The organism is Mycobacterium sp. NGS68 (assembly GCF_059812195.1).
Genome location: NZ_JCALCE010000001.1, coordinates 423,894 through 436,870, shown reverse-complemented (window position 1 = coordinate 436,870; position 12,977 = coordinate 423,894). Strand labels below are relative to the sequence as shown.

Sequence of the window (12,977 nt, the reverse complement as noted above, 5' to 3'; positions counted from 1 at the left end):
CGGGTTTCGACGAGCGCGCCGCTGAGCTTCGCCCCGAGCCTGCCGGGCTGACTATGCGGTGTCGCGGGCGCGCGCGTACAGCGTGGGGTCGTGCGCGGACACGATCAGCAAGTCGGGTTCCTGACGCCGGTACAGCTCGCCGATGCGCCGCTGATTCGCGCGCAGCTGTTTGCGGTCGAAGGGGAACAGCGTCTCCTGAAGCCGGAGCGCAACCGGCACGTGCGAGTGCCCGTCGACGGTGCCCAGGTAGTAGAAAGCGTCACCGCAGTGCAGGATCCAGCGGTGGCCTGCGTCGACGGCGACCGCTGCGTGGCCGCGTGTGTGGCCCGGGATCGGCACCAGGACAATGTCCGGGTCGATGGCCTCGAGCGGTCGGGCGGCGGCGAATCCGCGCCACGCCTCACCGGTCGGGCCGTACTCGACGAGGTTGGGGCCGTGTGCCCACTGTTGGCTGCGGTAGCGCAGCTTTTCGCGCCGCGACGGAGCATGGACCGCGCCCAGCGCTTCGGCGGCGGTGACATGGACCTGGGCCGCCGGGAAGTCGGCGAGCCCGCCGATGTGGTCAAGGTCGAAGTGGGTGACGACGATGTGGCGGACGTCGTCGCGGCTGAACCCGAGGCTTTCGACCTGGCGGGCGGCGGTCTCGCCGGGTTCAAAGACTGGGCGCAGCACGTGCCGGAAGGGGCCGATCCGGCTGGGGTCGGCGCAGTCCAGCAGGCCATAACCGGTGTCGACGAGCACCAATCCGTTGGTCGTTTCCACGAGCAGCACGTGGCAGACGATCATGACGCCGGGGGAATTCATGGTGCCGCAGTTGAGATGATGGACCTTCACCGGCGATATCGTGCCACGCGGCCTCCCACGGCGCGGGTGTTATGCGATCCGCGCAGTGACTTGGATCTCGACCAACGCCCCCGGAGCGGCCAATTCGGTGGTTCCGACGGCGGTCCAGGCCGGGAACGGGGCGGCCAGGAACTTGGACTTGACTGCGGCGAATTCGTCCAGGTGCGCCCGCAGGCCGACGTGGTAGGTGGTCATCTCCGTTACGTTCGCGAATGTCAGCCCCGCCTCTTGCAGCAGCCCGTGCAGATTCTCGAACGCCTGGGTGAACTGCGCCGTCGGATCTTCCGGCACGCTCAGATCGGGACGCATGCCCAACATTCCCGAGCACCGCAGGTAATCCCCGTCGATCACCGCGGGCGCAAATTGATAGTTCTCGTACATCGGCTTCATCCACGCCGGGATGACCTCTCGCATGGCGGCTCTCCCCTCGATGCAGTCGGATGAATGCCTGCAACGGTACGGGCCGAGTGAGGCAATAGGGTGGACGTCATGGCGGCAGACGTCGACATCGAAGCGTCGGGCCTGCTCGACGGCCTTGAAGGCCAGGCGCGCCAGGACCGCGCGGAGCTGATTGCCTGGCTCCTCGAGCAGGGATTCACTCTCGAGCACATTCGCACATCGGGTGCCGCACCCGTGATGCTGCCCGCCTACCGGGTCCTCGGCGACGACGGAGCGCTGGTATCCGCGCGCCAAATCTGCGAAGAGACCGGGATGGAACTCGACGTGGTGCAACGCATGCAGCGCGCGATCGGCCTGCCGAGGATCGATGACCCGGACGCGGTTGTGCTGCCGCGCGCCGACGCGCAGGCGGTGCAGCACGCGAAAATCTTTCTGGACGTCGGCTATGACCCCGAGGACGCGGTTGCCGTCATGCGGCTGCTGGTGGACAGCTTGGGTCCCGCCGCCGCGATGATGCGTCACGCCGCCCTCAAGACGTTGCTGCGACCCGGTTCGTCGGAGATCGACCTCGCCCGGGCGACCGAACAGCTGGCCAAAGTGGCGGTTCCGAACCTGGCCCCGATGATGGACGACCTGATGCGGCTGGAGCTGCGTCATTCCGTCGAGATGGAGGCCGTCAACGCGGCGGAACGAGCGACCGGAAGCTTGCCGGGGGCGCGAGCCGTGAGCGTCGCCTTCGCCGATGTGGCCGGCTTCACCCGGCTCGGCGAGGCGCTGCCCGCCGAGGATCTGGAACGCGTCGCCAGCCGGCTGGCGGACCTCGCACACGACGTGGCGAACCCACCGGTCCGGTTCGTGAAGTCGATCGGCGACGCGGCGATGTTGGTCTGCTCGGAGCCCGCTCCGCTGTTGCGTGCGGTTCTGGACTTGGGGGCGGCGGCTGCACAGGACCTGCCTGCGTTGCGGATAGGCGTGGCGTCCGGGTCGGCGGTCACCCGGGCCGGCGACTGGTTCGGCAGTCCCGTGAATCTGGCCAGCCGGGTCACGGCGGCCGCGCGGCCAGGGACGGTGGTGGCCGCCGAGTCGACGCGTGATGCGGTGGGCAATACCGGTGACTTCGAATGGATTCCGATCGGTGCACGACGGCTCAAGGGGGTGCGTGCCGAGGTCAAGCTCTTCCGGGTCGAACGCGGCGGCTCGCAGTCTGGTTAAAGGCTCCACGGGACGACCGCCCACGTCTCCGGCGCGATGCGCGTCCTCGCCGAAAGGCACTCAAGGGAACACTGTTCGGCTCCGCCCACCCGCAGTACGGGGTCGTCCGGCTACCGCGCCTCTACGACGCCGGCCAGAAGAAGCTCGAACCGGTCCGACCGGGTGCCGACGTGACCCACATCAGGTGGGGCTGCGCCGCGGCGCAGAATGCTCATATCGCACATCACGCCCGCACCTCCTGAGGAGCCCCCATGTCCCTGTTCGACGTTTCCGAACGTGCCCAGCAGTATCAGTCAGACCTGCTGGAGTTCATGGACTCGCACGTCTACCCGGCAGAGGCGGTCTATGACGAGCAGATGCGGGCGGCCGGCGATCCGCACTTCCACCCGCCGATCCTCGAGGACCTCAAGACCGAGGCCCGAAAGCGGGGGCTGTGGAACCTCTTTCACCCCCACCCCGAGTGGGGGCCGGGGCTGTCCAATCTCGAGTACGCGCCGCTGGCAGAGATCATGGGCCGCAGCCACATCGCCTCCGAGGCCTGTAACTGCAGCGCGCCCGATACGGGCAACATGGAGGTGTTCACCCTGTTCGGAACCGACGAACACAAGGAGCGCTATCTTCGGCCGCTGCTCGACGGCACCATCAGGTCCGCGTTTGCGATGACCGAGCCGGCGGTGGCAAGCTCGGATGCCACCAACGTCGAGATGTCGATGGTGCGCGACGGCGGGGACTATGTCCTGAACGGCCGAAAGTGGTTCGCTTCCAACGGTATGCACCGCAACTGCAAGGTGCTGATCGTGATGGGCAAGACCGATCCCGACGCGGCCCCGCACCGTCAGCAGTCGATGCTGGTGGTGCCGATCGACGCACCCGGCGTCACGGTGCGGCGCAACCTGTCCGTTTTCGGCTACCAGGACCGCGAGGGGCATGCCGAGATCGACTTCGCCGACGTGCGGGTGCCCGTCAAAGACGTGCTCAAAGGCGAGGGTGAGGGTTTCGCGATCAGCCAGGCCCGTCTGGGTCCCGGCCGCATTCATCACTGCATGCGCGCGATCGGCATGGCGGAGCGGGCGCTGGAACTGCTGTGCAGACGCGCCCAGTCGCGCGTGACCTTCGGGAAGCCGATCAGCGATAACGCGAACATTCAGGATTGGATCGCCGAAGCCCGCATCGACATCGAAATGATTCGGCTGCTCACCCTCAAGGCCGCCTATCTGATGGACACCGTCGGCAACAAGGCGGCCCGCACCGAGATCGCGGCGATCAAGGTCGCGGCGCCCAACATCGCGCTGAAGGTCGTCGACCGGGCCATCCAGGTGCATGGCGGCGGCGGGGTCACCGACGACTTCCCGCTGGCCATGGCGTGGGCCCACCTGCGCACACTGCGGTTGGCCGATGGTCCCGACGAGGTGCACAAGCGCGCCATCGCCAGTCAGGAACTGCGCAAGTACCGGGTCCATGACTGAGACGGTCGGCGTCGACGGCGATACGGTATCGCGGTGGCTCACCGAGTTGGGCCTCGCTTTCGAGGGGCGGCTGCGGTTCCAGCGGATCGGCCTGGGGCAATCGAACCTGACCTACCGCGTCAGTGACGCCGCCGGCGGCGCCTGGGTGCTGCGCCGACCACCGCTGGGACACCTGCTGGCCTCGGCGCACGACGTACTGCGTGAGGCGCGGATCATCGCCGCGCTGGCCGATACCGACGTTCCCGTGCCGCGAATCCTCGGCACTACAACCGATTACGACGTGCCGCTGGTGTTGATGGAATTCGTCGACGGTCTGGTGGTCGACACCATGGACGTCGCCGAGGCGCTCACCCCGCAGCAGCGTCGGCAGATCGCGGTCGATCTGCCCCGCACTCTGGCCAGGATCCACGCCGTCGACCTCGCGGAGGTGGGTCTGCTGGATCTGGCCAGCCACAAGCCCTACGCGCAGCGCCAGCTGAAGCGGTGGGCGGGGCAATGGGAACTGTCCAAGACGCGCGAGCTGCCGGAACTGGACGCGCTCACCCGCAGACTGGTTGCCGCAGTCCCGGAACAACGCGAAATCAGCTTGGTGCACGGGGATTTCCATCTGCGTAACCTGATCACTTCGCCAGAAACGGGACAGATCGTGGCGACGCTGGACTGGGAACTGTCCACGCTGGGCGATCCGGTCGCGGACATGGGCAGCCTGCTCACGTACTGGGCGGAGCCGGGCGAGGCTCCCATCGGTGACTTCGCCCCGTCGACGCTTCCGGGATTTCCCGATCGCGCGGAGATGACCCGCCTGTATCTGGAGGCGACCGGTCGTGATGCGGCCGCTTTGCAGTTTTGGCACGTGCTCGGCCTGTGGAAGCTCGCGATCATCGCCGAGGGTGTCATGCGCCGAGCGATGGATGAGCCGCAGAACAAGGCGTCCGCGGGCACTCCCACGGTCGCGTGGATCGACGCCCGGGTACGGCGGGCGGTCGAAATCGCCGACGCCGCGGGGCTTTTCTAGCGGGCGGGCAGTTGGCCAGGTAGGCGAACGAAGGCCTCATGCCCGTGCTGGTTGAGGACTAAAGACCCACGAAATGCCGACCATCCGGGCAATAGCATTGGGCTGAGTGCAAGGAGAGCCGAATGTCTAACATCGTGAAGCGTTACGGCATCGTGGTCGGCGTCGACGGGTCGGCGGCGTCGGATGCGGCCGTCAGGTGGGCAGCGCGTGAATGCGCGATGCGCAATGTCGCACTGACGCTGGTCAACATGTTCCGGCCGGCCACACCGCCCTATCCGCCAATACCGATGTCGTCCGGAGTCGAAGAGTGGCAGCGGGGCGGCCAAGACGTGCTCGACCAGGCTCTGAAGATCGCCGAAGATGCGACCCCGCCGGGCCGCCGGATCGCAATCGCCACTGAACTGAAATGTTCACCGCCGGTGGCGACGCTGGTCGAAATGTCCAGTGCGGCCGACATGGTCGTCGTGGGCTCCCATGGGCGGGGAGCCGTCGGGCGGGTATTGCTGGGCTCGGTGAGTTCGGGCGTGGTGCGAAGCGCGAACTGTCCGGTGGCGGTCCTCGGTGCCGAAAGGTCGTTGCTGTCGGACACCGATGAAGCGCCCGTAGTGGTAGGAATCGACTGCTCGCCGGTGTCCGAAGACGCGCTTGCGCTTGCCTTCGAGGAAGCGTCGTTTCGCGGTGTCGGTTTGGTGGCCGTGCACGCGTGGAGCGACGACGCGGTCTATCAGGTGCCCTGGCTGGAATGGGAGTCGGAGGCGGAACGAGACCTGGCCGAATACTTGGCAGGCTGGCAAGAGCGCTATCCCGACGTGAGGGTGCGCCGGGTCATCACGCTCGATCACCCGGGGCAGACCTTGATCGATGAGTCCGAGTCCGCTCAGCTCGTGGTCGTCGGTAGCCACGGGCGCGGAGGCGTGGCCGGCATGCTGTTCGGCTCGGTCAGCAACGCCGTCCTGCACGCAGTCCACACGCCGGTGATCGTCGCCAAGCCGTTGACGGGATCGGGCGCGGCAGCGCTGGCTGGCCGGTAGACGCGGCGCGGTCCTAGACGCGAGACCGGTCGGACGTCGCAGTGCTGCGCGCGATGTCGTCGTCGGGTTCCACGTCGTCTTCGGATTCCATGTCGTCTTCGGATTCCATCAGGTCCCGTACGGCACGCTGTGCGAGCCGTCCGGTCTCCATCCCGCCGAGGATCCGGACCGTCCCGCCCGTGGCGACGTATTGGTGCTGCCAGTCGCTGATGGCCTGGTGCGCCGCGTGGTCGAGATAGGTGACCGCAAGGTCGACGGTGACCGCGGCGCGCTGCGGCACCGAGGACAACACGCGCGTCAGCCGCGGCAGCGCCAGGAACGTGCAGGCACCTTCGACCAGCACACGCCACTCGTCGCCGACCTGTTCGGCCTCGACCCTGGCCCGGACCACGCGCCACCCGGTCATCGCGATGGCCAGCGCGAGCCCGATCAGGACGCCGTGCAGCAGGTTGAGGAAGACGACGGCGACCACGGTCACCACATAGATGGCGAGATCGCCATTGCGCAAGGCGGTTTCGATGTGTGCTGGTTTCAGCAACTCGATGCCGATGACGATGAGCAGGCCGGCCAGGGCTGCGGTGGGGATCTTCTCGACCAGCCCCGCGAACGGCAGGGCGAACACCAGAATCCAGAAGCCGTGCAGCACTGTCGATGCCCGAGATTTCGCCCCGGCGTTGACGTTGGCCGCGCTGCGGACGATCACGCCGGCGATCGCCAGCCCACCCAGTCCACCCGACACCAGGTTGGAGGCACCCTGACCGATCAACTCGCGGTTGAAGTCGGTGCGCGGGCCGTTGTGCATCCTGTCGATAGAAACCGCCGTCAGCAGGCTCTGGACGCTGCAGATGAGCGTGACGGTGATGACCCCGATCGCGATGGCACCCCAGTTTCCATGGGGCATGACCGGTAGCCGCACCGCATCGAGGATCGAGCCGTCCAGCTTGATGCGGGACACGTTGAAGGGGAACAACACCGAGATGGCCGTCACGCCCACAATGGCGACCAGCGGCCCGGGAATGCCCGCCAATCGGCGGGGCGCCCAGCGCCAGGCGACCAGGATGGCAATCACCAGCAGTCCGAGGAGGAGTCCGGGCCGGTGAGCGCCGACAATCTGCGCGGGTAGCTCGGTGACGTTTTCCCACGCCGTGCTTCGAGACGCGCCACCGAGCAGCACGTGGGTTTGCTGCAGCGCGATCGTGATTCCGATGCCGGCCAGCATCGCGTGCACGACGACGGGCGAGATCGCCAAGGCGGCCCGAGCAACTCGACTGAGCCCCAACAGAATCTGCAGCACACCCGCGAGCATCGTGATGAAACAGGTTATTTCCCAGCCGAACTCGGCGATGAGATCGGCAACCACTACGGTGAGCCCGGCAGCCGGACCACTGACCTGCAGCGGTGACCCGCCGATGGCACCGCCGACGATTCCGCCGACTATGGCGGCGATCAAGCCGGACAGCACCGGCGCGTCGGAGGCGATCGCGATGCCCAACGACAGGGGAAGCGCTACCAGAAACACCACCAGCGACGCGGGCAGATCGTGTTGAATCACCGAGCGCAGCCGGTCAACTAGGGCGGGCGGGCCATGTTCAATCTGCGGGTCGCCCTGTTGGTTGGCGTGTTTCATCGTAGCTCCACTCGTCAGGTCTCTACAGGCCAGGCGGGGGACCCTGCGATAGCCGCCCCAATCTCGCGGTAACGTGACATTGTTGTAACAACTTGGAGCGCAAGCATTTACGAGTTGCACCGACTCCGTCGTCCGGCTGCGTTGAATGCCAAGCTCTTACGTCGACGGTATGGGCGCGTTCTAGCCCGGTCAACTTGACGGGCGGGGTGCATAGGGAATGCAAATTTTGTTTTCCCGTCATGCAGACTCCCGCTGCCCGACGGCGAGACGGGCGGTTACACGGCGTGGGGGCCGGACGCACGCGTGCGCGCACCGGCCCGGCTCGCCGCCAGCAGTCGCGCCACCCCGTCCTCGATTCCGGTGGCGAGCGCCTCGATGTCGGGCGCGGTGTCGTAGTCGGCGGTGATGCCGAACACGAATCGATCGCCGTAGCTCAGCATGGCGATGCCGGTGCGCAATTGAAGCGCGATCGGCGGCACCGGCAGGATCTCAACCACCCGTCGCCCCATCAGTCGCTGCTGCCGTCGCGGACCGGGAACGTTGGTCGCCAGCGCGACAACTGCTCGCTGGGGCAATCGCGCCAGCAGCCGAATCATCCAGGCCGACCAGGCGAACGGTACGTTCTTGACTGCCGACAGAAGGGCGCTGCCGCCCTCGCTTTGACCACTGGCCTTGGTGCGGGTGAGCCGAGAGTGCACCAGCTCCAGCCTCCGCACCGGGTCCTCCTCGTCGACCGGCAAGAGCGGCAGCATCGCAGAGACCTGGTTGTCCGTCATGTTGAAATGGTTCGCCGCGCGCACCGACACCGGGACCAGCGTGCGTAACGAGTTGCGACCGGGGTGTTCCCCGCGCTCCAGCATCATCCCGCGGTAACTGTCGGTGATCGCCGCCAACGCCACGTCATTCAACGTCACGTCGAATGCGTGGGCTATCTCCTTCAGGTTGGCCAGGCTGACCCGGGCCACACTAAAGCGCCGCCTCGTCGTCGTCACCGGCCCGTGCAGGGAGGATTCCGGTGCGGCACCGAGCATGCCCGCCGCCAGCTCCGCGGTGCCCACCGCCAGGTGTTCGACGGTGCCGGCAGCGTTGAGTGCGCTTCGCCCAAGCCCGCTCGCCCAGCTCAGTGGGTTCAACCCCAGCCTGGGCAGCCGCCATGCGGGTCCGGCCGGCTGCTTTGCGCCGTGTATGTCCCCGGCGAAGGTGTCGTCACCCGCATCGTCGCTGAACTTCGCCAGCATCTGCGTTGTCGCGATTCCGTCCGCGATGCAGTGATGAATCTTGGTCAGCACCGCCCAGCGATTTTCGCTCAGGCCCTCGAAGAACCAGCACTCCCACAGCGGGCGGTCCCGGTCGAGCCGCCACTCCATCACGGTCGCGATCATCTCGAAGAGTTCGGCGTCGCCACCGGGGTGCGGTAGAGCGATGCGACGCAGGTGATTCGACATGTCGAAACCTGGGTCGTCGACCCACCCTGGGGCACCGAGATCGAGCGGACGAGTCCGCAATACTTGTCTGCACCGCGGAATCGTCAGCAACCGTTCGGCGAAGGTCGAAACGAATTCCTCATATTCTGGCGGCGGACCCTCCATGATCGACACCCCGCCAATCGCGAGGCTCACGTGCGGATCGGAGTCTTCGACCTCGAGGAAACCGGCGTCGAGGGGGGTCAAATGCTCCATGTCGCTCCAATCGGACAATGGATTACGTTGCTTGGCCGGTCATCCACCGGACGAAGTCGGTAGTTCGCGTCGCGGTGTCGCCGGCAGTGGGTCGGTGTTGATGGACGGTGCCGCTGAACGTCGCTGAACGCCATAACCTCAACGATTGCTCGGCCGCGCTGCGCACACGAGGGCATGACGACCCTTCTCGAGAAGGACTTTGTGCCACTGGTGGCGGCGGCGTGCGGGGCCAGGTGCTAGACGGGGGTGTTAGGGCTTTCGGGCGGGGCGGGCTGATCCGCCTGCGCCGTCGCCCGGCCGCGGGCGGCGAACACGCTCGCGGCCGACGTGGCGGCGATCGTCAGCAGCGCGCCCAGCATCAGTGCCGACGCTTCGCCGGCAGCGAGGAGGTGCTGCTCGGTGCCGATCGTCGCAGCGGCGACGGGCACTCCAAGCTGCGCGGCAGCCAGCAGGGCAAGTGGCAGCGGCTGGCCGAGCAGCCGTCCGGCGCCGTGCGCCAGTACGGCACCCAGACCCAGGGCTGTCCCCAGCAGAATGAACTTCGGATGTGAGCCCAGCTCGCGCACGTGCAGCGAGGCGCCGAGCCAGACGAAGAACAGCGGACTGAAGAAACCTTCGGTGATGCCGAACAGCTGGCGCGCCAGCCGTCGCGGTTCCCCGACCACCGCGATCACCAGGCCCAGGGCAAAGCCCGCCAGCATGATCGACACGTGCATGCTCACGGCCAGGGCCGCCAGCGCGAAGAGCGCCAGGAGGCTCGTCCGCAGCTCGAGTGCGAGGCGGTTCCTCTCGGAATAGCGGTGTGCGCGCTTGCGCCAGCCCCTGCGGTTGATGCCACGCAGGGCCACGAAGAGGACCAGTGCGCAGCCCGCGATCGCGAGGGCGCCCAGCGCCGCCGTCGGGGCACGCCGGAAGTCGATCACCAACGGCAGCAAGACGATACAGGCGGCGTCCGCGATCGCGATCTGCGCCGTCGTCGAGAGCACCCGCGGTTGCGGCAAACCCAGCGAGTCGATCACCGGCAATGCCAGCGCCGCGGACGACGACGCCATCAGCACGGCGTAGAGCGCCGCATGCCCCGTGCCGAAGGCCTCCGCCAGGCCGACACCCAAGGCCGCGGCGACACCGCCGCATAGGGTCACCCGCCCCAGCGCCAGCGGAACCGCCGAACGCATCTCGCGGGCGGGCAGCGGGACGTGCGTCCCCACGACGAACATCACCAGCGCGAAGCCGATGTTTGCGAGCAACTGCAGCGTCGGGTTGGCCACATCGACGATGTCAAAACCCGTCTTGCCGACGACGATGCCCGCGGTGAGTTCGCCGATGACCACCGGAATGCGCAAGTGCGGCACCGACGCCAGCAGAGGGCCGGCGAATCCCACCGCGGTCAACAGCGCCAGGGTGTCGAAACCCAACCCCTGCAAGTCAGTTGTCCTTCGGGCAGGCGAAGTGTCGGAGGGCCAATCGCGTTACAAGCGCGGTGCAGGCCGCGATCATTGTAGATGCAGACGGGGTTCGCTCGGTATCAGCCGCGGGCGGTTCGGCCGCGCAGTCGGCGCACCACCCGCAAATGCGTTCCGTCGCGTCCCGGGGCGAACAGCGGAATGATGAGCGCGGCGACGCCGACGATGACCGCCATCACCAGAAACGACGAACTCAGCGCCGCGACGAAGGCGCCCTTGCTGATCTCGGCGAGCTGATGTCCCGGTGGCCCGAGGCGGCCGGCCACCGCGAGGGCCTGCGGCAACGACGCGGATGCGGGCACCCGGATCGCGTCGGGAAAGGCCGCCAGGCCCGCGGCGATGTGGTGGCCGTAACTGCCCGCCAGGATCGACCCGGCCATCGCGACGCCCAACGCGCCACCGACTTCCCGGGTGGCGTCGTTGACCGCCGACGCGACGCCTTGCTTCTGGTCGGGCGCCGCCGTCATGATCGCCGACGTTGTTGGCGCTGTGCACAATCCGAAGCCGGAGCTGATCACTAGCAGCGGCCAGAACAGCCCCAAGAACGAGGAGTCGGGTCCCAGCGTGCGCATGCACAGGAAGCCGACCGCGACCAGGACCATGCTCACGAAGATCACCAGCCGCAGCCCCAGCTTCGGCACGTACCAGGAGGACAGTGCCGAGAAGGTCAATAGCGGAATGACCAGCGGGCTTAGCGCCAAGGCCGTCTTCAACGGCGAGTAGCCCATGACCTGCTGGACGTACTGCACGGCGAGATAGAACAACGCGAAGGTGGCCAGGAACACGACGGTGATGGCGGCCGATCCGGTGCCGAATTCGGGGTCGAGGAACAGGCGGACGTCGAGCAGCGGGTGCCGTCGTCGCAGTTCGATGAAACCGAAGACGATGGCCAGTGCTACGCCGACGACGAGGCAGCCACATACGCGGGGATTGCTCCAGCCGTGACTGGGCGCCTGCAGAATGCCGAAGACGAACACGGCGACGGCCGCGCCGATCGTCGCTGCGCCGGGCCAGTCCAGGGGCGGAGCGTCGGGCCTGCGGGACTCGGCCACCGTCATCGTCAGCACGAACAGCGCCACGGCGATGCCGCCCAGCGCCCAGAAGATCGATTGCCATGCCCAGACCCGCAGCAACAGGCCGGTGCCGATCAGGCCGACGACACCCCCGGACCCGGCTACACCGGCCCAGATCCCGACCGCCTTGGTACGAGACTCCGGCGGATAGACGGCCGTCAGCAACGACAGGGTGGCGGGCATGACGAACGCCGCCCCCGCGCCGGCCACTGCCCGGGCGGCGATGATCTGTGCGGGTGTGCCGAATATCAGTGGTGCGAACGACGCCGCGGCGAAGATCGCCAATCCGACCAGCAGCGCGCTACGGCGGCCATAGCGGTCGCCGACGGCGCCCGCCGGAAGCAGCAGGCACGCCAGCACCAGCGTGTAGCTGTCCACGATCCAGGTCAGCTGCGTCTGATTGGCCGAGGTCGCCAGCGCGATGTCGCTCAGCGCGGTGTTCAGCGCAATCATCGACGCGATGACCAGCGCCACACCCGCGCACGCGATGAAGAGCGTCCAGCCGCGTCGCGCCGTGGATTCACCCGCGAACGAGTCCTCGATCGTCGGGCGTTCGGCGACTTGCACGTCAGATTGCTGCATAATGCCTTCCTCCGCCGGCGGACGGGAGCATTAGCGAAACGAGACCCCCAGTCTCTGACCGAGACCATCGGTACCATTACCAGAACAGGCCCGATCCAAACATCCGCGGAGCGGGCAGCTTAGCCGCCGAAGAGCGACATCGGGTGGACGAACGCGCCATCGAGCAATTCCTGCGCGAGGTTGCTCACCTCTTCGGAACGCAGCGGGAGCGCGGCCATCTCGTCCAGCGTGAACCACGCCGCGCCCAGCGACTCCTCGTCCGGCACCGCCTTCGGTGCCCGGTCATCGGCGGGGCGGGCCACGAAGATGACCCGCATCCGGGCGTTGACCGGCAACGGCGTGTGCTCGATGCGCAATATGCCCTCGAGGACGATGTCCACGCCGGCCTCTTCTCGCGTCTCGCGGCGCGCGGCGGTGGCGAATGACTCGCCGGGCTCGACCCGGCCCGCGGGGAGATACCACAGCTGACCGTGCTTGCGTTCGCGCACCAGCAGGAACCGGCGGCCCAGGCGGACGAGCACGAGAGCGAAGCTCCACGTCGGAATGGGTTCACGTGCCATCACTCGCCCCTCCCCTGCATCTGCCGA

The 12,977-nt window shown here is 67.2% G+C and carries 11 protein-coding genes and 1 pseudogene; 5 read left to right on the top strand and 7 right to left on the bottom strand.

Features of this window, described 5'->3' with window-relative positions; genetic code table 11:
* Window positions 1–51: 51 nt before the first annotated feature.
* Together AC5Y5V_RS01940 and AC5Y5V_RS01935 are read right to left on the bottom strand one after the other, a co-directional pair.
* Window positions 52–834 (bottom strand): MBL fold metallo-hydrolase, encoded by a 783-nt coding sequence (locus tag AC5Y5V_RS01940; protein ID WP_499930896.1) that lies wholly within the window; start codon window positions 832–834, stop codon window positions 52–54.
* A gap of 39 nt (window positions 835–873) precedes the next feature.
* Window positions 874–1,257: a RidA family protein gene (locus AC5Y5V_RS01935; protein WP_499930895.1), complete on the bottom strand. Its 384-nt coding sequence runs from the start codon at window positions 1,255–1,257 to the stop codon at window positions 874–876.
* Between the two features lie 75 nt (window positions 1,258–1,332).
* Here AC5Y5V_RS01935 and AC5Y5V_RS01930 point away from each other — a divergent pair, with 75 nt between their 5' ends.
* The 5 genes and pseudogenes from AC5Y5V_RS01930 to AC5Y5V_RS01910 all read left to right on the top strand — a co-directional run bounded on the left by AC5Y5V_RS01930 (window position 1,333) and on the right by AC5Y5V_RS01910 (window position 5,966).
* Window positions 1,333–2,454, top strand: a complete 1,122-nt coding sequence (locus AC5Y5V_RS01930; protein ID WP_499930894.1) for an adenylate/guanylate cyclase domain-containing protein — start codon at window positions 1,333–1,335, stop codon at window positions 2,452–2,454.
* Between the two features lie 15 nt (window positions 2,455–2,469).
* A pseudogene (locus AC5Y5V_RS01925) lies at window positions 2,470–2,603 on the top strand (alcohol dehydrogenase); the annotation flags it as partial.
* A 102-nt stretch (window positions 2,604–2,705) separates the two neighbouring features.
* The gene (locus AC5Y5V_RS01920) at window positions 2,706–3,920 is read left to right on the top strand and encodes an acyl-CoA dehydrogenase family protein (protein ID WP_499930893.1); all 1,215 of its coding nucleotides are present in this window, start codon (window positions 2,706–2,708) and stop codon (window positions 3,918–3,920) included.
* On the top strand, window positions 3,913–4,935 hold the full coding sequence (locus tag AC5Y5V_RS01915) for a phosphotransferase family protein (protein ID WP_499930892.1): 1,023 nt from the start codon (window positions 3,913–3,915) through the stop codon (window positions 4,933–4,935). Before AC5Y5V_RS01920 ends, AC5Y5V_RS01915 begins: the two co-directional genes overlap by 8 nt.
* A 122-nt stretch (window positions 4,936–5,057) precedes the next feature.
* A complete protein-coding gene (locus tag AC5Y5V_RS01910; RefSeq protein WP_499930891.1) occupies window positions 5,058–5,966 on the top strand; it encodes a universal stress protein in 909 nt (302 codons plus the stop codon).
* A gap of 13 nt (window positions 5,967–5,979) precedes the next feature.
* Here AC5Y5V_RS01910 and AC5Y5V_RS01905 read toward each other — a convergent pair whose 3' ends face one another.
* The 5 genes from AC5Y5V_RS01905 to AC5Y5V_RS01885 all read right to left on the bottom strand — a co-directional run bounded on the left by AC5Y5V_RS01905 (window position 5,980) and on the right by AC5Y5V_RS01885 (window position 12,950).
* The gene (locus AC5Y5V_RS01905; RefSeq protein WP_499930890.1) at window positions 5,980–7,593 is read right to left on the bottom strand and encodes a SulP family inorganic anion transporter; all 1,614 of its coding nucleotides are present in this window, start codon (window positions 7,591–7,593) and stop codon (window positions 5,980–5,982) included.
* 275 nt (window positions 7,594–7,868) lie between these two features.
* Entirely contained in the window at window positions 7,869–9,272 is a 1,404-nt protein-coding gene (locus tag AC5Y5V_RS01900; protein WP_499930889.1) for a WS/DGAT/MGAT family O-acyltransferase, read from the bottom strand.
* A 236-nt stretch (window positions 9,273–9,508) separates the two neighbouring features.
* Window positions 9,509–10,696 (bottom strand): cation:proton antiporter, encoded by a 1,188-nt coding sequence (locus tag AC5Y5V_RS01895; RefSeq protein ID WP_499930888.1) that lies wholly within the window; start codon window positions 10,694–10,696, stop codon window positions 9,509–9,511.
* A gap of 101 nt (window positions 10,697–10,797) precedes the next feature.
* Window positions 10,798–12,390, bottom strand: a complete 1,593-nt coding sequence (locus tag AC5Y5V_RS01890) for an MFS transporter (protein ID WP_499930887.1) — start codon at window positions 12,388–12,390, stop codon at window positions 10,798–10,800.
* Window positions 12,391–12,509: 119 nt separating this feature from the next.
* Complete coding sequence (locus tag AC5Y5V_RS01885; RefSeq protein ID WP_499930886.1) at window positions 12,510–12,950, bottom strand: NUDIX domain-containing protein; 441 nt, start codon at window positions 12,948–12,950, stop codon at window positions 12,510–12,512.
* Window positions 12,951–12,977 lie beyond the last annotated feature (27 nt).